The 17,918-nt window shown below is 61.2% G+C and carries 22 protein-coding genes, 1 tRNA gene and 1 pseudogene; 21 read left to right on the forward strand and 3 right to left on the reverse strand.

Annotated elements, in window-relative coordinates; genetic code table 11:
* Nucleotides 1-138 precede the first annotated feature (138 nt).
* From hisA to P0D80_RS23700, 11 genes and pseudogenes are all read left to right on the forward strand, one after another.
* Nucleotides 139-891, forward strand: a complete 753-nt coding sequence (gene hisA, locus P0D80_RS23650) for a 1-(5-phosphoribosyl)-5-[(5-phosphoribosylamino)methylideneamino]imidazole-4-carboxamide isomerase (RefSeq protein ID WP_042329166.1) — start codon at nt 139-141, stop codon at nt 889-891.
* 152 nt (nt 892-1,043) lie between these two features.
* Nucleotides 1,044-1,817, forward strand: coding sequence for an imidazole glycerol phosphate synthase subunit HisF (hisF, locus tag P0D80_RS23655; RefSeq protein WP_013589770.1), 774 nt, complete (start codon nt 1,044-1,046; stop codon nt 1,815-1,817).
* Between the two features lies 1 nt (nt 1,818).
* Nucleotides 1,819-2,229, forward strand: coding sequence for a phosphoribosyl-AMP cyclohydrolase (gene hisI / locus P0D80_RS23660; RefSeq protein ID WP_207915672.1), 411 nt, complete (start codon nt 1,819-1,821; stop codon nt 2,227-2,229).
* Nucleotides 2,226-2,621 carry a phosphoribosyl-ATP diphosphatase gene (locus P0D80_RS23665; RefSeq protein WP_408286946.1) on the forward strand — a complete coding sequence of 132 codons (396 nt, stop codon included), beginning with the start codon at nt 2,226-2,228 and terminating at the stop codon, nt 2,619-2,621. The genes hisI and P0D80_RS23665 overlap by 4 nt, the downstream gene beginning before the upstream one ends.
* 92 nt (nt 2,622-2,713) lie before the next feature.
* Nucleotides 2,714-3,109, forward strand: a complete 396-nt coding sequence (locus P0D80_RS23670; protein ID WP_408286948.1) for a DUF4870 family protein — start codon at nt 2,714-2,716, stop codon at nt 3,107-3,109.
* An 81-nt stretch (nt 3,110-3,190) separates the two neighbouring features.
* Nucleotides 3,191-3,556, forward strand: a complete 366-nt coding sequence (locus P0D80_RS23675) for a histidine triad nucleotide-binding protein (RefSeq protein WP_342960584.1) — start codon at nt 3,191-3,193, stop codon at nt 3,554-3,556.
* Between the two features lie 228 nt (nt 3,557-3,784).
* Complete coding sequence (tatA, locus tag P0D80_RS23680) at nt 3,785-4,024, forward strand: Sec-independent protein translocase subunit TatA (RefSeq protein WP_132376752.1); 240 nt, start codon at nt 3,785-3,787, stop codon at nt 4,022-4,024.
* Nucleotides 4,025-4,063: 39 nt separating this feature from the next.
* On the forward strand, nt 4,064-4,591 hold the full coding sequence (tatB, locus tag P0D80_RS23685; RefSeq protein WP_408179075.1) for a Sec-independent protein translocase protein TatB: 528 nt from the start codon (nt 4,064-4,066) through the stop codon (nt 4,589-4,591).
* Between the two features lie 34 nt (nt 4,592-4,625).
* Complete coding sequence (gene tatC / locus P0D80_RS23690) at nt 4,626-5,405, forward strand: twin-arginine translocase subunit TatC (RefSeq protein ID WP_408286950.1); 780 nt, start codon at nt 4,626-4,628, stop codon at nt 5,403-5,405.
* Nucleotides 5,406-5,651: 246 nt separating this feature from the next.
* Nucleotides 5,652-6,072, forward strand: a pseudogene (locus P0D80_RS23695) (STM2901 family protein).
* A complete protein-coding gene (locus P0D80_RS23700) occupies nt 6,069-6,287 on the forward strand; it encodes a DUF1493 family protein (protein WP_408286952.1) in 219 nt (72 codons plus the stop codon). The pseudogene P0D80_RS23695 and the gene P0D80_RS23700 overlap by 4 nt, the downstream one beginning before the upstream one ends.
* A gap of 153 nt (nt 6,288-6,440) precedes the next feature.
* Here P0D80_RS23700 and P0D80_RS23705 read toward each other — a convergent pair whose 3' ends face one another.
* Nucleotides 6,441-7,661 carry a Do family serine endopeptidase gene (locus tag P0D80_RS23705; protein WP_408286954.1) on the reverse strand — a complete coding sequence of 407 codons (1,221 nt, stop codon included), beginning with the start codon at nt 7,659-7,661 and terminating at the stop codon, nt 6,441-6,443.
* 19 nt (nt 7,662-7,680) lie between these two features.
* Here P0D80_RS23705 and P0D80_RS23710 point away from each other — a divergent pair, with 19 nt between their 5' ends.
* The 8 genes from P0D80_RS23710 (at nt 7,681) to P0D80_RS23745 (ending at nt 14,332) form a co-directional block, all read left to right on the forward strand.
* A complete protein-coding gene (locus tag P0D80_RS23710) occupies nt 7,681-8,427 on the forward strand; it encodes a Nif3-like dinuclear metal center hexameric protein (RefSeq protein ID WP_106284204.1) in 747 nt (248 codons plus the stop codon).
* Nucleotides 8,428-8,658: 231 nt separating this feature from the next.
* Nucleotides 8,659-9,279 carry a ubiquinol-cytochrome c reductase iron-sulfur subunit gene (petA, locus tag P0D80_RS23715; protein ID WP_012434493.1) on the forward strand — a complete coding sequence of 207 codons (621 nt, stop codon included), beginning with the start codon at nt 8,659-8,661 and terminating at the stop codon, nt 9,277-9,279.
* The gene (locus tag P0D80_RS23720) at nt 9,279-10,658 is read left to right on the forward strand and encodes a cytochrome b (RefSeq protein ID WP_408286956.1); all 1,380 of its coding nucleotides are present in this window, start codon (nt 9,279-9,281) and stop codon (nt 10,656-10,658) included. Before petA ends, P0D80_RS23720 begins: the two co-directional genes overlap by 1 nt.
* A gap of 22 nt (nt 10,659-10,680) precedes the next feature.
* Nucleotides 10,681-11,436, forward strand: coding sequence for a cytochrome c1 (locus P0D80_RS23725; protein WP_408179078.1), 756 nt, complete (start codon nt 10,681-10,683; stop codon nt 11,434-11,436).
* A 95-nt stretch (nt 11,437-11,531) separates the two neighbouring features.
* Nucleotides 11,532-12,143 carry a glutathione S-transferase N-terminal domain-containing protein gene (locus P0D80_RS23730; protein ID WP_006052302.1) on the forward strand — a complete coding sequence of 204 codons (612 nt, stop codon included), beginning with the start codon at nt 11,532-11,534 and terminating at the stop codon, nt 12,141-12,143.
* Nucleotides 12,144-12,213: 70 nt separating this feature from the next.
* Nucleotides 12,214-12,723: a ClpXP protease specificity-enhancing factor gene (locus P0D80_RS23735; RefSeq protein WP_132376758.1), complete on the forward strand. Its 510-nt coding sequence runs from the start codon at nt 12,214-12,216 to the stop codon at nt 12,721-12,723.
* Between the two features lie 19 nt (nt 12,724-12,742).
* Nucleotides 12,743-12,818 (forward strand) — tRNA-Thr (locus P0D80_RS23740).
* Nucleotides 12,819-13,210: 392 nt separating this feature from the next.
* The gene (locus P0D80_RS23745; protein ID WP_408286958.1) at nt 13,211-14,332 is read left to right on the forward strand and encodes a methyltransferase; all 1,122 of its coding nucleotides are present in this window, start codon (nt 13,211-13,213) and stop codon (nt 14,330-14,332) included.
* Nucleotides 14,333-14,380: 48 nt separating this feature from the next.
* Here P0D80_RS23745 and P0D80_RS23750 read toward each other — a convergent pair whose 3' ends face one another.
* A complete protein-coding gene (locus P0D80_RS23750; RefSeq protein WP_408286959.1) occupies nt 14,381-15,661 on the reverse strand; it encodes a TIGR03862 family flavoprotein in 1,281 nt (426 codons plus the stop codon).
* Nucleotides 15,662-16,043: 382 nt separating this feature from the next.
* On the opposite strand from P0D80_RS23750, the gene P0D80_RS23755 reads away from it, so the two are divergent.
* Complete coding sequence (locus P0D80_RS23755) at nt 16,044-16,253, forward strand: DUF1059 domain-containing protein (RefSeq protein WP_132376761.1); 210 nt, start codon at nt 16,044-16,046, stop codon at nt 16,251-16,253.
* A gap of 90 nt (nt 16,254-16,343) precedes the next feature.
* On the opposite strand, the gene P0D80_RS23760 is transcribed toward P0D80_RS23755, so the two are convergent.
* Nucleotides 16,344-16,664, reverse strand: coding sequence for a type II toxin-antitoxin system HicA family toxin (locus tag P0D80_RS23760; protein ID WP_012434486.1), 321 nt, complete (start codon nt 16,662-16,664; stop codon nt 16,344-16,346).
* Between the two features lie 384 nt (nt 16,665-17,048).
* Between P0D80_RS23760 and P0D80_RS23765 the strand changes: the two genes are divergently transcribed.
* The gene (locus P0D80_RS23765) at nt 17,049-17,891 is read left to right on the forward strand and encodes a class I SAM-dependent methyltransferase (protein WP_408286961.1); all 843 of its coding nucleotides are present in this window, start codon (nt 17,049-17,051) and stop codon (nt 17,889-17,891) included.
* Nucleotides 17,892-17,918 lie beyond the last annotated feature (27 nt).

Below are 17,918 nucleotides of genomic sequence, written 5' to 3' on the forward strand. Positions count from 1 at the left end.
CACGATTTCGCTCCCCCACGACGCCGCGCAAGGGCGTCGAAAGAGTTGTACTAAACTAGCGAAACGGCGTCCCGGCGGGCTGGACCATCAGCCGCCTCCGCCGACCTTCAACCCCTTCCCAGACAACACCCGATTGCTATGCTGCTGATTCCCGCCATCGACCTGAAAGACGGTCAGTGTGTACGCCTCAAACAGGGCGATATGGACCAGGCGACGATATTTTCCGAGGAACCGGCGGCGATGGCCCGACATTGGGTCGATCGCGGTGCCCGGCGTCTGCACCTCGTCGACCTGAATGGCGCGTTCGCCGGCAAGCCGAAGAATGAAGACGCGATTCGCGCGATCATCGAGGAAGTGGGCGGCGAGATTCCCGTGCAACTGGGCGGCGGCATCCGCGACCTGAACACGATCGAGCGCTATCTGGACGACGGTTTGTCGTACGTGATCATCGGCACGGCGGCGGTGAAGAACCCCGGCTTCCTGCAGGATGCCTGCACGGCGTTCGGCGGCCATATCATCGTCGGGCTGGATGCGAAAGACGGCAAGGTCGCGACCGACGGCTGGAGCAAGCTGACCGGCCACGAAGTGGCCGATCTGGCGCGCAAGTTCGAGGACTACGGCTGCGAGTCGATCATCTACACCGATATCGGCCGTGACGGCATGCTTCAGGGCATCAACATCGAAGCGACGGTGCGCCTTGCGCGCGCGGTGAAGATTCCGGTGATCGCGAGCGGTGGCTTGTCCAACCTCGCCGACATCGAATCGCTGTGCGAAGTCGAAGACGAAGGCATCGAAGGCGTGATCTGCGGCCGGGCGATTTACTCGGGCGATCTCGACTTCGCGGCGGCGCAAACCCTCGCGGACCGGCTGCGCGAATCGGACGACGCTTAAAGGTCGTTCAAGCGGCGTCGCGTTTGGCTCATCATTCGCGCAGAGGCGCCTCAGGGCGCCCGGCGCGCGCGGCTCGCCGCGCCGGCACTGTGCCGTTCGTCTGAATTCAAAGCGAGCGGCCTCATCAGCGGTATTGGCAGAATTGCAAGATCATGGCTCTAGCTAAACGCATCATCCCCTGTCTCGACGTCACGGCTGGCCGCGTGGTCAAGGGCGTCAACTTCGTCGAACTACGCGATGCGGGCGACCCGGTCGAAATCGCCCGCCGTTACGACGATCAGGGCGCCGACGAACTCACCTTCCTCGATATCACCGCGACCTCGGATCAGCGCGATCTGATCCTGCCGATCATCGAAGCGGTCGCCTCGCAAGTGTTCATCCCGCTGACGGTCGGCGGCGGCGTGCGCGCTGTCGAAGACGTGCGGCGCCTGCTGAACGCGGGCGCGGACAAGATCAGCATGAACTCGTCGGCGGTGGCGAATCCGCAGCTCGTGAAAGACGCGACGGACAAATACGGCTCGCAATGCATCGTGGTCGCGATCGACGCGAAACGCGTCTCCGCGGACGGCGAGCCGCCGCGCTGGGAAGTCTTCACGCACGGCGGACGCAAGGCCACTGGCCTCGAAGCCGTCGAATGGGCGCGCAAGATGGCCGAACTCGGCGCCGGCGAAATCCTGCTCACCAGCATGGACCGCGACGGGACAAAGAGCGGTTTCGACCTTGCACTCACGCGCGCGGTGTCCGACGCGGTGCCGATTCCGGTGATCGCTTCGGGCGGCGTGGGCAATCTGCAGCATCTGGCCGACGGCATCAAGAGCGGCCACGCGGACGCAGTACTCGCCGCGAGCATCTTCCACTACGGCGAACACACCGTGGGCGAGGCCAAGCGCTTCATGGCCGATCAGGGCATTTCGGTGAGGTTGTGACGTGGTGAATCCCTCGGCAGTCAATTGGCTCGACAAGGTCAGGTGGGACGCGAACGGCCTTGTGCCGGTGATCGCGCAGGAGGCGTCGACGAACGACGTGCTGATGTTCGCGTGGATGAACCGTGAAGCCTTGGCCAAGACCATCGAAACCAACCGTGCGGTGTATTTCTCGCGCTCGCGTCAGCGTCTGTGGTTCAAGGGCGAAGAGTCCGGCCATGTGCAGCATGTGCACGAGGTGCGGCTCGATTGCGACGAAGACGTCGTGCTGCTGAAAGTGGAGCAGGTGTCGGGCATTGCCTGTCACACCGGCCGCCACTCGTGCTTTTTCCAGAAATTCGAAGGCGCGGTGGACGATGGCGACTGGGTCGCCGTCGATCCCGTGCTGAAAGACCCTGAACACATTTACAAATGACGCAATCCACGCAAACCACGTCGTCCAACCCCGCGACCACGAATGACACGCTGCTGCGCCTCGCGGCGATCATCGACAGCCGCAAGGGCGGCGATCCGGACGTGTCGTACGTGTCGCGCCTTTTCCACAAGGGCGACGACGCGGTGCTGAAGAAGATCGGCGAAGAAGCCACCGAAGTCGTGCTGGCCGCCAAGGATGCGCGCCACGGCGGCGCGCCGAAGGCGCTGGTCGGTGAAGTCGCGGACCTGTGGTTTCACTGCCTCGTGATGCTGTCGCACTTCGATCTGAGCCCGGCGGACGTGCTCGCCGAGCTGGAGCGCCGCGAAGGCATGTCGGGCATCGAGGAGAAGGCGCTACGCAAGAGCCGCGACCGCGAGCAGAACGGCGACTGATCGTCGTTGGGCCGCTCGCGTCTTGAAGTGGGGAGCACCGGCGCCCATATTGCACTGAACGCACCTGATCGCATCCTTGGGAGGACGCAAGCATGGAACAGTCGCACGAAAGCTATCCGCCGCCGGTCTATCGCAATGCTATCGAGCCAGAGCGCGAACGCAGCCTGCGCACGCTCACCCACGTTCTGTACGCGCTGTATGCGGTCCACTGGCTGACAGGCGGCCTGACGATCGTGATCGCGATCATCATCAACTACGTGAAGCGGCCCGACGTGGTGGGCACGCCGTACGAAGCCCATTTCGAGTGGCAGATCCGCTCCTTCTGGATGGCCTTGCTGGGTTATGCGATCGGCGGCGTGCTGCTGTTCGTGGTGATCGGCATTCCGGTCCTGTGGGCCGTGAGCATCTGGATGTTGTACCGTATTATCAAAGGCTGGCTGTATCTGTACGATAACAAGCCGCTCGCGAATCCGCGCGCCTGGTTCTGAGTTTCGTCCGACGGTTGCCGGGCCTGACATGAATCGCGCCGCGTACGCTTCGCGCTTCAGCCATACTGTGTCAGGAATACGATGAGCCACGACCCGAACTGCCTTTTCTGCAAAATCGCCGCCGGCGCGATCCCGTCGACCAAAGTCCACGAAGACGACGAATTCGTCGCCTTTCGCGACATTCGTCCGGCCGCCGAGACGCATGTGCTGGTCATTCCGCGCAAGCACATCGCCACGCTGTCGAATTGCACCGAAGGCGATGCGCCGCTGCTTGGTAGAATGCTAGTTTTGGCGGCACGTCTGGCCGATCAGCTGGGCGTGGCGTACACCGGCGGCGAAACGGGTTTTCGCACGGTAATCAATACCGGGCCGGGCGGCGGGCAAGAGGTGTATCACCTGCACGCACACATTCTCGCGGGGCCGCGCCCCTGGCAGCGCATGGGCTGACGCGGCTGCGCGGCGAGTTTTGGTCACGCACAATACCGCGGCCGTTGTTTTTGCCGCATTGTAACGACGCCGACGCGATCGTCTGGTCACAATGACATACCGTGTCGCGGGTTGAGTCGGAAGGGCTCGCGGTAATGTTCAGATGAAGCGTACGCGCTTCGATTCATGCCGCAAGGCGTACGAGGTTCACCGCATTACGGTGCGGTGTCGGGTTTAAGGAGAGTAGTCATGGGTTCGTTGAGTATTTGGCATTGGTTGATCGTGTTGTTGATCGTGGCGCTCGTGTTCGGCACGAAGAAGCTGCGCAATATCGGCACCGATCTGGGTGGCGCGGTGAAGGGCTTCAAGGAAGGCATGAAGGAAGCCGAAACGCCGGGCGGCGAAGCGCAGCAGCGCGAACTGCCGCGCAACGGCGCCGTGGATGTGGAAGCGAAGGAAAAGACGCCGCGTTCGGGCGATTACCGCTAAGCCGCGGCTTAACCGCGTTACTGACGGACATTCCACTTCATGCTGGACCTCGGTCTAACCAAGATGGCGCTGATCGGCGTCGTCGCGCTGGTCGTACTCGGGCCTGAGCGCCTGCCACGCGTCGCCCGCACAGCCGGCGCGTTGTTTGGCCGCGCGCAGCGGTATATCAACGACGTGAAGGCCGAAGTCACGCGCGAAATCGAACTCGACGAACTGCGTCGCATGAAAAGCGAGTTCGAAGCCGCCGCGACCAACGTCGAAACCTCCGTTAAGGATAATCTGCGCAAGCACGAGACCGAACTGAACGACGCGTGGAACAGCGGCACGTCGGTGTCGCCGAGCATTGCCGGTGGCGCGCTCGAAGACGTCGGCAATGCAGGTAACACCTCGTGGCCGAGCAGCACGCCGGCTGCGGCGCCCAAACGCAAGAACTGGCGCGTCAAGCAGACGGCTATGCCCACCTGGTACAAGCGCGCGACCACGCGCCGCACGCGTGTGCAGTCGGGTGCGGCCCGCGTGGCGCGGCATACGCCGGCCAGCATGCGTCGCCCGACGCGGTTTTTCTGATGATCAGAACGACAATCTCTAACCGAGGGCCGGTGTGAGCGACCCCCAGCATACCCAGGACGAAGGCACTGAAGAGACCTTCATTTCCCACCTCGTTGAATTGCGCGACCGTATCATTCGCGCCGGCCTTGCCGTCGTCGTGGTGTTCGTCGGGCTCGTGTACTGGGCGCCGGATATCTTCCGGTTGCTGGCGCGGCCCTTGATGCAGAACCTGCCGAAGGACGGCAAGATGATCGTCACCGACGTCACCGGCTCGTTCTTCGTGCCGATGAAGGTGACCATGCTGGTGGCCTTCGTGATCGCGCTGCCGATCGTGCTGTATCAGATCTGGGCATTCGTCGCGCCGGGTCTTTATCAGCACGAGAAGAAACTGGTCGGCCCGCTGGTGGGTAGCAGCTACACGCTGTTCCTGTGCGGCATGGCGTTCGCGTATTTCGTGGTGTTCCCAACTATCTTCCGCGTGATGGCGCACTACAACGCGCCACTCGGCGCGGAGATGACCACGGACATCGACAATTACCTGAGCTTCGTGTTGACCATGTTCATCGCATTCGGCGTGACGTTCGAAGTGCCGATCGTCGTGGTGCTGTTGGTGCGCATGAACGTGGTGACGCTCAAGAAGCTCAAGGAGATTCGTCCCTATGTGATCGTCGGCGCCTTTGTTATCTCGGCCGTGGTCACGCCGCCGGACGTGTTCTCGCAATTGATTCTGGCGATTCCGCTGATCGTGCTGTACGAGGCAGGGATCATCGCGGCGCGGTTGATTGTTGGTAAGCAGCCGGTGGTGGTTGAGGATGCGAGCGCTTCGGAGTGAGCGGCGCGGGGTTTTCCTGCGGTTCCGCATGAGTTAACAAAAAGGGCAGCACATCACGGGCTGCCCTTTTTGTTTTCGCTCATGTTGCGGTAGGTTTGGATGCTTGCTCTTGTGGACATTCAAACGTCGAACAAAAAGCACAGGTTCTTAGAATGCGAGTTGAAAAGTCTTAAGGCGTCTAATTGTTTATCGCCTTATCGAGCGATATTATTTTGCCTGGCCATTAGACGGGCGTTCGTATGTCAAATCAATAAATACGGAATACATGACGGGCTAAGTCGAGAAGAGATCTTCTCTCTTATCACAATTGACGAGACATGCAAGCAACTCGGTGTGGACGATTTCGCTGGTGTTGCGAGCGTCTTGCTGGGACAGCGATTCATTCCGACGCGTGGCAAGTTCTCGGGTGCGGTCAAGGGAACCTCAATCGCATCGGTTGTGTCCCGCCGTGTGTTGCCATACGAACTCAAGTAGAGGCTGCTGCCGACAGTCACATCGTTCAAAAGTCTTATTTTGCTGAGAATCAAATTTACCCGTAGTGTTGGCGCGTTCGTTGGACGCGCTATTCCGGGTGTTGGCGGGGTCCTCCTCGCTTCCGATGCGTCTACAATCATTTACCGTTCGGTTATCTCGTAACGGACTTGTAAAAGCAGAGGACCGACTGTGACCGCAGATATCTGGAACAACCTTGAAGCGTTCGTTACAGAAGATGCCGGCAAACCGATTGTCGGCCGACTCCAACTCACGAGAGAAACGGACCTCTATCACGATCTTTTCATGAATCCGGATTACATCTCCGAATTCATGAAAAGATGGGCCGCCCAGTTTCACGTCGAGCTAAACGGGTTTGATCTCCATCACTACTCCCCGCTGCGAAATTGAATATCGGCTCGTTTCTCGCTACGGTGGCCAAGTCGCCATTCAGCGCGAATGCGCGCGAAACCCTTGGCGGTAGATCGCTTACGCTCGGCATGCTTGAAGAGGCTATGAAAACGGGGCAGTGGGAAGCCTAGCGGTCTTCCACGCAGCTAAACCTCAACCCCCGTCATCTTCTTGCTGATCACCACCGCCGTTGTCCTCGGCGGGTTGTTTCGGCGGAGGCGGGCGTTTGCCGATCGTGACTTCCAGATCCATCTCGCGGCTCTTGCGCACGAGATGCACCTTCGCGGCCGTGCCCGGCTTGATCTGCGCGATCACATTCAGGAGACGCGTGGTGTCGGTGATTTCCTGGCCATTCACGCTCATGAGAATGTCGCCCGGCTTGATGCCCGCGCGGTCCGCGGGACCATTCTTCAGCACGCCCGCGACAATCGCGCCCGACTTCTGATCCAACCCAAATGATTCGGCGATTTCCGGCGTGACATCCTGCGGTTCGACGCCGATCCAGCCGCGCGTGACCGAACCCGTGGTGATGATGCTCTCGAGCACGCTGCGCGCCGTCGAGACGGGAATCGCGAAGCCGATGCCGAGCGAGCCACCGGAGCGCGAATAGATCGCGGTGTTGATGCCGAGCAGATTGCCGTTCACGTCGACGAGCGCGCCACCCGAATTGCCCGGGTTGATGGCCGCGTCGGTCTGAATGAAGTTTTCGAACGTGTTGATGCCAAGGTGATTGCGCCCGAGCGCGCTGACGATGCCCATGGTCACCGTCTGGCCGACGCCGAACGGGTTGCCGATCGCCAGCACCACGTCGCCCACGCGTGTCTGATCCATGCGGCCGAGCGTGATGGTGGGCAGATTGGTCATGTTGACCTTGAGCACGGCCAGATCCGTTTCCGGATCGACGCCGATCACCTTCGCATTCGTGGTGCGGCCGTCGGCCAGCGCGATTTCGATCTGATCGGCGCCGTCCACGACGTGCTGGTTCGTTAGAATGTAACCTTCCGAACTCACTATCACGCCGGAGCCCAGATTGGACGCGGGCTGTTCCTGCTGCTTGCGGTTCTTGTCGCCGAAGAAGTAGCGGAACAGCGGATCTTTTGCGCGCGGGTCGGGTGGCAGTGAGCCATCCTTGCTGGAGAACACATTGACGACCGCGGGCATGGCCTTTTGCGCGGCGTCCGCGTACGACGCCTGAGCTGGGCCGCTGCCGATGCCTGGCGCTACTTCCCGCAGGGCGACGATCGGTTCGGCGAGTTGCTTGCCGAATTGCCCTTGACGCTGGAGCCACTGCGGTTTGAGGGTCGCAATGATGAACATGAGCGCCAACAGCACGGTCACCGCTTGGGCAAAGAACAGCCAAAAGCGTCTAAGCATCTGAAGACTAGAGGTTTATATGGATCGGATCGAACTTGAATTGTACTTGAACAATCTCCTTGAAACCGCGCGCTTCAAGGACTATTGCCCCAATGGACTGCAGGTCGAAGGGCGTCGCAAGATCAATAAGCTCGCGACCGGCGTGACCGCTTCGGCGGCCTTCCTGGAGGCTGCGCTCGATTGGGGTGCGGACGCCGTGCTAGTCCATCACGGCTACTTCTGGCGCAACGAAGCGCCGCAGATCACCGGCCGCAAACACGCGCGGCTGAAGCTGCTGATCGCCAACGACCTGAACCTGTTCGCCTATCACCTGCCGCTCGACGACCACCCCGAATTCGGCAATAACGCGCAGATCGGCCAGAAGATGGGCTGGATCAGCGACGCGCGCTTCGGCGAGAACGATCTCGGCTGGCTTGCCACGTTTCCGATGCCGATCACGCTCGCGCACTTCACCGCGCAAGTCGAACAGACGCTCGGCCGCACGCCGCTCGTGTTCGGCGACGCGGACCGCGAACTGCGCCGCGTAGGCTGGTGCACGGGCGCCGCGCAAGGCATGTTCGACGCGGCCATCAACGCCGGCGCGGACGTTTATCTGACCGGCGAAGTGTCGGAGTCGGTGATGCACACATCGGCGGAAAGCGGTGTGGCTTTTCTCGCGGCGGGCCACCATGCCACCGAGCGCTTCGGCGTGCAGGCGGTGGGCAAGCATCTGTCCGAGCAGTTCGATATCGAGCACCTCTTTATCGATATCCCTAATCCCGTTTGAATCGCAAGAATCAGGTAAAACGCATTAGCGTAGAAAAAGGCACGAATAACGGAGGGGGCACTTAAAAGGAGGTGCAAAAAGGTTTGCGATTCGTACGGAGAAACCCTGATTTATCAAAGGCTTCGCACGGTTTTTGGCAATCGGCCCTTGTAAATGGCGACTCCATTCGCGCAAACTAGCGGCGGTAGAAGAGACGTGAAGGAAAAATCCAACTCAGAAGTGGGGCGTGTGATGCGAGACAAGGAAGATGAACGCGTCGACGGCAGCCGCCGTACCTGGCTGATAGCGACGACCGTAGCAGGTGGCATAGGAGGCGTTGCCACTGTCGTACCCTTTGTTAGTTCGTTTGCACCATCTGAAAAGGCCAAGGCAGCAGGTGCCCCGGTCGAAGTCGATATCAGTGATCTCAAGCCCGGCGACATGAAGACCGTTGCCTGGCGCGGTAAGCCGGTGTGGATCATCAACCGCACCGACCGGATGCTCGCCGATGTCCAGAAAGCCGATAACGAAGTAGCGGATCCCCACACCAAGAATCCTTTTTCGATGCCGTTGCCGGAGTACTGCAACAACGAGTTCCGTTCACGCACTGACCACAAGAACCTTTTCGTCGCCGTCGCCGTGTGCACCCATCTGGGCTGCACGCCGACGCCGCGCTTCCAGGAGGGCGCGCAGCCCAATCTTCCAGACGACTGGCCAGGCGGCTTCCTGTGCCCTTGCCATGGCTCGACCTATGACATGGCCGGCCGCGTCTTCAAGAACAAACCTGCGCCGCAGAACCTCGACATCCCGCCTTACATGTTCACCTCGGCCACCGGCCTCGTGATCGGCAAGGACGAGAAAGGAGAAGCGTAATGGCGATCGAACACGAAGTAGAGACGACCGGGCTGGTCGGCTGGATCGACCGGCGCTTTCCGATGACTTCCACCTGGAAGAAGCACGTTTCCGAGTACTACGCGCCGAAGAACTTCAACTTCTGGTACTTCTTCGGTTCGCTTGCGCTCCTGGTGCTGGTCAACCAGATCGTCACCGGCATCTTCCTCACCATGAACTACAAGCCCGACGCGACGCTTGCGTTCTCGTCGGTCGAGTACATCATGCGCGAGGTGCCGTGGGGCTGGCTGATCCGCTATATGCACTCCACGGGCGCGTCGATGTTTTTCGTCGTCGTGTATCTGCATATGTTCCGCGGGCTGATGTACGGCTCGTACCGCAAGCCGCGCGAACTGGTGTGGATCTTCGGCTGCGCGATTTTCCTGTGCCTGATGGCCGAGGCCTTTTTCGGCTATCTGCTGCCGTGGGGGCAAATGTCGTTCTGGGGCGCGCAGGTGATCGTGAACCTGTTCTCGGCGATTCCGTTCATCGGGCCGGATCTGTCGCTGTGGATTCGCGGCGACTATGTGGTCTCCGACGTCACGCTGAACCGTTTCTTCGCGTTTCACGTGATCGCGATTCCGCTGGTGCTGATCGGTCTGGTGGTCGCCCACCTGGTCGCGCTGCACGAAGTGGGATCGAACAACCCGGACGGCATCGAAATCAAGGCGAAGAAGGGCCCGGACGGCATTCCGCTCGACGGCATCCCGTTCCACCCGTACTACTCGGTGCACGATTTCATGGGCGTGACGGTGTTCCTGCTGATCTTCGCGGCGATCATCTTTTTCGCGCCGGAGATGGGCGGCTACTTCCTCGAAGCGAACAACTTCGTGCCGGCCAACCCGCTGCAGACGCCGCCTGAAATCGCCCCGGTGTGGTACTTCACCGCCTTCTACGCGATGCTGCGCGCCACTACGGATCCGTTCAAGATCGTGCTAATGGTCGTGATCGGGCTGCTCGGCCTGCTCGCGCTGGTGCGCGCGCGCGGCAAGTGGGAGCTCGGCCTGCCGGCGCTCGCGGTGCTGGTGATTCTGGCCATGGCGTTCACGGAGTCGAAGTTCTGGGGCGTGGTGGTGATGGGCAGTGCGGTGGTGTCGCTGTTCTTCCTGCCGTGGCTCGACCGCTCGCCGGTCAAGTCGATCCGTTACCGGCCGTTTTTTCACAAGGTGTTCTACGGCATCTTCGTGGCCGCGTTCCTGACGTTGGCTTTCCTCGGCACTAAACCGCCGTCGCCGGCCGCCACGTTGATCGCCCAGATCTGCGCGCTGATCTACTTCGCGTTTTTCCTCGGTATGCCGTTCTGGACGCGGCTTGGCACGTTCAAGCAGCCGCCCGAACGTGTGCGGTTCAAGCCTCACTAATCGCGAGCCAGGAGAACACGAAATGAAAAAACTGCTTACGAAGTGCGCGCTGATCGGCGCGACACTGCTCGCGGTGCTGACCGCCCCGGCTTACGCGGACGAGAATTTCCCTCTCGACCGCGCGCCGGATAACGCGGAGAATTTCGCTTCTTTGCAGCACGGCGCGCAATTGTTTGTAAACTACTGCCTGAATTGCCACAGCGCGAACCTGATGCGCTACAACCGCCTGACCGACATCGGCATTACGCCGAACGAAATTCAGGCGAACCTGCTCTTCACCACGGATAAAGTCGGCAACACCATGACCGTGGCGATGCGTCCGGCCGACGCGCAAGCGTGGTTCGGTGCGAGTCCGCCGGATTTGTCGGTGGAAGCGCGAGCGCGCGGCAAGGATTGGCTGTACACGTATTTGCGCAGCTTTTACCGCGACAATACGCGGCCGACCGGCTGGAACAATCTGGTGTATGAAAACGTGAGCATGCCTCACGTGCTGTGGCAGCTTCAGGGGCAACGTACCGCGAAGTTCGGTGACGAAACCGACGAAAAAACTGGCGAGACGGTACACAAATTTGTCGGCTTCCAGCAGGTCACTCCGGGGACGATGTCGCCGGTAGATTATGATTCTGCTGTGGCCGACCTTGTGTCGTACCTGTCATGGATGTCCGAACCGACCCAGAAAACCCGCAAACAGCTTGGCGTGTGGGTGCTGTTGTTCCTCGGTATCCTGAGCTTTTTCGCTTGGCGATTGAACGCCGCGTACTGGAAACATATCAAATAATCACGCCGTCACCCGGCGTGGGGCCGGCGCCAGGAAAAACCTGCTGAACGGTTTTTCCGCGCGCTGGCCTTTCAGCTTTTTGAGGAAACGTAAACATGATGGTTCTGTACTCCGGCACAACTTGCCCGTTCTCCCAGCGCTGCCGGCTGGTGTTGTTCGAAAAGGGCATGGACTTCGAGATCCGCGACGTCGACCTGTTTAACAAGCCGGAAGACATCGCCGTGATGAATCCGTATGGTCAAGTGCCGATTCTCGTCGAACGGGACCTGATTCTGTACGAATCGAACATCATCAACGAGTATATCGACGAGCGCTTCCCGCACCCGCAACTGATGCCGGCCGATCCGGTGCAGCGCGCCCGCGCCCGCCTGTTCCTGCTGAACTTCGAGAAGGAACTGTTCGTTCACGTCGGCACGCTCGAAAACGAAAAGGGCAAGGCCGCCGAGAAGAATCACGAGAAGGCCCGTCTCGCGATTCGCGATCGTCTGACTCAACTCGCACCGATCTTCCTGAAGAACAAGTACATGCTCGGCGAAGAGTTCTCGATGCTCGACGTCGCGATCGCGCCGTTGCTGTGGCGTCTGGATCATTACGGCATCGAGCTGTCGAAGAACGCCGCACCGCTGATGAAGTATGCCGAACGCATTTTCAGCCGCCCGGCTTATATCGAAGCGCTGACGCCTTCGGAAAAGGTGATGCGTCGTTGAGTTTGGCTTTGGGGCGAGGGCGCCGCGCGGCGGAGTGAGCGCGGGCCCGCGCCCGGTAAGAGGACTGTTGATGCAAGAGATTTCCACCAAGCCTTACCTGCTGCGCGCGCTCTACGAGTGGTGCACGGATAACGGCTATACGCCGCACATCGCGGTCCGGGTCGACAATCAGACGCGCGTGCCGCGTCAGTTTGTGCGCGACAACGAAATCGTGTTGAACATCAGCTTCGAGGCGACCAGCCAGTTGCAGATGGGCAACGAGTGGATTGAGTTCAGCGCGCGTTTCTCCGGCAAGTCGCACAAGATCGAGGTGCCGATCGCCAATATTCTCGCGATTTACGCGCGCGAAAACGGGCAGGGCATGGCGTTCCCGGTCGAGTCGACGGGCGGTGAAGCGCAGGATTCGGGCGCCGACGCGGAAGTGGCGGACGAGACCGAGGCGCCCGCGCCACGCGTGGTCGAAACGGCGCCGGCAACGGATGCCGCCACCGCCAAAGCGGATAGCGAGACGGACGGTCCGCAGCCTGACGACGATGGATCGAAAGGCGGCGGAAGGGCTCGCCTCAAGATCGTAAAATGAAGTAGAATCACGGCCTCATGCCGGCTTAGCTCATCAGGTAGAGCGCTTGACTTGTAATCATGAGGTGGCGGGTTCGAGTCCTGCAGCCGGCACCAGTTGTACTAAACGGGGTTTCTGTTCAGTCAGAAACCCCGTTTTTATTTGTCCGCGCTTATCGATAAAGGTGACGTATCCGAGCCGCTGCACGGCCTTTCAGCCTGCAGAAAGAACCGGCTTAGTGAAGCATCGGTGAGCTGCGAAACGGTCCAAAATCACCATATCTCTTTCACCTTGTCGATCGTAGACTTTTTAGTCTACGAGTTGCCAGTCGAGGCCTGCAGATAACGCGCTTCAGCCGTCCCGCCGACGAATAGCGCACCGCGAACCCGGACGACAGAGGTACTATGCGGGCGTCAGTCGGCAACGCTATCCAGTACTCCGGCGGGCAACGCCCCCGATGACGCGGCTTATCAGCGCGTCGCTCCCGCAACACCGACCCCACCTCACCATGACCAGCCCTGCAACCATCACCTGGCCCGAAGCCGACGGCCCCCGTTCCGCGCGTTGGCGCTCCGAAGCGGCCGTGCCGCCGCCCAAGCGCGTCATCGTCGCGGACGACCGCACCACCGCCGATTCCGCGTACCGACTCGCATGTGAAGGCACGGCGCTGCTGTGGAACGGCGACTTCCAGAACGCTCGCCAACTGCTGCAAGCGGTCACGCGCCGGCTCGAGCGCAAGCCTCGCAAACACGGCGAAACGCCGATCGACGCGTTCAATCTGCATCGGCAGGCGCAGTCGCAACGCGCGCGCACGCTCGGCATGATCCTGATTCCGCTCGACGCCGCGTACGGTATTCCGCTGCGCCGCGCGCCGGAGGTCCAACAGGCTTGCATCGAGACGTACGGACCGTCCACCGACGAGCCGTCCGTCGTGTCGCTGCGCGAACTGCTTGGCATGATCGGCGCGCATGAATGGCGCAAGAAGGGCGTCGAGATCCCCGCGCTGGGTGACCGGATACATCCGCACTACGGTGTGTTCTCACCGGTGCGCGGCGAGTATGTGGATCTCGTTGCGCGCACGCCGCTGCCTTCGCTGAACAAGGCGTTCGATATCGGCACCGGTACGGGCGTGTTGTCCGCGCTGCTCGCCAAACGCGGCGTGAAGAAAATCATCGCTACCGATCAGGATCCCCGCGCGCTCGCTTGTGCGCGTGAGAACCTGACGCGTCTCGGCTATGACCAGCAGGTCGAGGTCGTGCAGGCCGATCTGTTTCCGGAAGGCCGCGCGCCGCTCGTCGTATGCAACCCGCCGTGGGTGCCGGCGAGACCCGCTTCGCCGATCGAGTACGCCATCTACGATCCGGAAAGCCGCATGCTGCTCGGTTTCCTGAACGGCCTCGCGGAGCATCTGTCGCCGGGCGGCGAGGGCTGGCTGATCATGTCGGATTTCGCCGAGCATCTCGGTTTGCGCACGCGCGACTGGCTGCTTGCCGCCATCGACAAGGCGGGGTTGACCGTGGTGGGACGCGAGGACATTCGTCCGCGACACCCCAAGTCGACCGATGAAACCGACGCGCTGCATGCGGCGCGCATGGCCGAAGTGACGTCGCTGTGGCGTCTGAAGGCGTGAAAAGCGGTGAAGCGCGCTGCTCTCTCTTCCAAGAGCGAGGGCAACACGTCACGCCGCCGCGTCGCTCCCCTTGAGTTTGCCGACATACGCCGCCGCGCCGCGTCCTGCCGCGAGGCCGCTGGCAAAGCAAGCGGTGAGCAGATAGCCGCCCGTCGGCGCTTCCCAATCGAGCATCTCCCCCGCGCAGAAGGCGCCGGGCAGGCGCTCAATCATCAAGTGCTCATCAAGCGCCTCGAAGGGAATGCCGCCGGCGGTGCTGATCGCTTCCGCGATCGGCCGGGCGCGCGTGAGGCGCACGGGCAGCGCCTTGATGGCGTGCGCGAGGCCGTCGGCGTCGGCGAAGGCTTCTTTCGACAAAATCTCGTGCAACAAAGCCAGTTTTACCCCGCCAATTCCGATTCTGCCGTGCAGATGGCTGGACATCGAGCGTGAGCCGCGCGGTCGCGTGACTTCGGCGACGACCCGCTCCAAAGGCAAGCCTGGCGCCAGATCCAGCGTGACCGTGACATCGCCGTCGGCCAGAATCCGCTCCCGGATTACTGCCGACAAGGCGTAAATCAGACTCCCTTCCAAGCCCGTTTCGGTCAGAAGTATTTCACCTTGTCGATTGTGGACTTTATTGTCTACGTCGGTGAGCGCAATGGCCACCGGCTTGACCGGTTGACCCGCGAAACGCTCGCGCAGATAGGGGCTCCAGTCCGCGTCGAAGCCGCAGTTTGCGGACAGCAACGGCGTTACGGGCACGTCGCGCGAGGCCATCAGCGAGACCCAGGCGGCGTCCGATCCGAGCCGCGGCCAGCTTGCGCCGCCAAGCGCGAACACGACGGCGTCGAAGGTCACGGTTTGTTCGCCGTCGGGTGTCGCGAAGTGGAGCCTATGCGCCGCGGCATCGTCCGCTTCGGTGTCCCAGCCAATCCACTTATGGCGCATGTGAAACCGCACGCCCGCCTCGCGCAGTCGATGCAGCCACGCACGCAGCATCGGCGCGGCTTTCATGTCGGTCGGAAAAACGCGTCCCGAACTGCCGACGAACGTCTCCACACCCAAGCTGTGCACCCACGCGCGCAGGGCGTCGGGATCGAAAGCTCGCACGAGCGGCGCGATCTGCTCGCGGCGCGCGCCGTAGCGGCCGAGGAACGGCTCGAGCGGCTCCGAATGCGTGATGTTCATACCGCCCTTGCCCGCCATCAGAAATTTGCGGCCGACCGATGGCATGGCGTCATAGACGTCGACCTGCACGCCTTGCTGGACGAGCGCCTCGGCGGCCATCAAGCCGGCGGGGCCGCCGCCGATCACGGCGACGCGGGCGGAATCGAATGAGGATGACATGCGGGCCTGCGGATGAGCGGAAGAGGCGGCGCGCCCTCGGTTCGGATGATCCGCCGGCGCGAAGGGCGCTATTTTCACACTGCGAGCAGCGCAGGGCAAACGCGCGGGCGGGTCGGCAGGCCGAAAAAGGCTGAGTTCAGGCGGTCCTGCGTACGCCTGGTTCGCGTCGACGGCTTTGTTATCGACCGGCGCGACCTATACTTTTCAGACACCTTCCATCGGATGCCGTGCGCGTCTTCCTCGCGTCATACCAACTCGCCGTCTTCCCCGCCACCCGGCGCTATCCGCGCTATCGGAGCCGCCGTGTCACGGCCGGCGATGTGGTCCGCGCGTCTGCTGCCTGCGTGGATGTCTGAACGTCATCTTGATCAAGGAGACTGCCATGTCCCGCAAATACATCGATTGCCGTGAGTTTCCGAGCGAAATGAACTGCACCGTCGCCCTGTCCGCCGACAGCGAGAGCGAATTGCTCGACGCCGCCGTGCAGCATGCGGTTGCTGTGCACAAACATACGGATTCGCCGGAATTGCGCTCGCAACTCAAGGCGCTCTTTCACGACGGCACGCCACCGGTCGAAGCGACGCGCGGGTGAGCTGCCGTCTTTTGGGGAGCTACAGAACGAGCGACCCGCGCGAGCGGCGTCTTGCCGCCCGCGCGGGTCGCAGCATCGTTGAACTATGTCTTAGCCGGGGTACGCCTCGTCCACTTTTAGCCCGGCGAGCTTGAAAATGACTCGCAGCGTCTGCGGTTTGATATCGCGCCGCGATGCGAGCGTAGTCATGACGAAGTCGAGCACCTTGGCGTACTTGAGCATGGTCAGGCAGGTTTCCATGTCCACGCTACCGTCGCGCATGACTTCGGCCAGCCGCAGCATCTCCGTTGAGATGTCGCGGGCCATTTCCAGTTCGAGTTGCTGCTTCTCGGACCACGCTGGGGTGGCGATGAGTTTCGCCAGCATTTCCTGAAATTTCTGTTCGACGTTTCCGTTGGGTACCGTATCCATTGCCGCCTCTTCTATTTTCCGAGCGCGCGTCCGCTTGACGTCTCGGCGCGCTGCTGGTTACGTAACGTTCGGCCCGTGTTCCGGGACCGTCCTCCCCACATTCATTCGGTTCGCGTGGTGAAAGCCACGGCCGCAGCCCGTTGTTATAGGCGGCACGGCCGGCACCATCGGGCCCGGCCGTCACGCAAGCTGCTTTTGCGCCTTTCTGGAACCTTCCGCGTGACGCTTTTTTACGCAGGAAGTGTTCCAGTTGATGCCCTTTATCACATGCTTCGCGCGGCTCCTTCGGTCAGCAAGCCGCACTTTGGGTAAACTGGCAGCAACTTTTCCCTTTTTCCGTCACCTGTCGCACGTTCACGTTGCAATTCTTGGCGGTTTCCCCCGATGTCCAGCAAAACGCACGAAATCCGTCCGAACCAGTCCGTCGAGTTGTTGAAGGAGCTTCACATCCTCACGCGCGACGGCAAGATGAATCAGGACAGCCGCCGCAAGCTGAAACAGGTCTATCACCTGTTCCAGTTCATCGAGCCGCTGCTCAAAGACCTCAAGGACAAGCAAGGCGCCGTTACCCTCGTCGATCACGGCGCGGGCAAGTCGTATCTAGGTTTTATCCTGTATGACCTTTTCTTCAAGGAGTTTCAGGAAGATGCGGGTGTTGCGTCACATATATACGGTATTGAGACGCGCGAGGAGCTCGTCGCGAAGTCGGAAGAGCTGGCTGGAAGGCTGGGTTTCAAGGGCATGTCGTTTCTGAATCTGTCAGTAGCGGACTCGATTACGTCGGACCGCTTGCCGGCCCAGATCGACATCGTCACGGCGCTGCACGCCTGCAATACCGCGACCGACGACGCGCTGCGCTTCGCGCTCGAAAAGAAGGCGAAGTACATCGTGGTCGTGCCGTGCTGTCAGGCCGAGGTGGCGGGGGTGTTGCGGCAGAACAAGGGCAAATCGCTCGGCAACGCCTTGACGGAGATCTGGCGGCATCCGTTGCACACGCGGGAGTTCGGGAGCCAGATCACGAACGTGCTGCGGTGTTTGCAGCTCGAAGCGCACGGGTATCAGGTCAGCGTGACCGAACTGGTGGGCTGGGAGCATTCGATGAAGAATGAACTGATCATCGCCCAATACAAGGATCTGCCGAGACGCCGGCCGACCGAGCGCTTGAACGAGGTGATGGAAACGCTTGGGATCGAGGAACTGAAGGAACGGTTCTTTGTTTCGGCCTGATCGGACGGCGTGGGCGCGGTGGCTCGT

This window comes from Paraburkholderia sp. RL17-373-BIF-A (assembly GCF_046030175.1).
Taxonomy (GTDB): domain Bacteria; phylum Pseudomonadota; class Gammaproteobacteria; order Burkholderiales; family Burkholderiaceae; genus Paraburkholderia.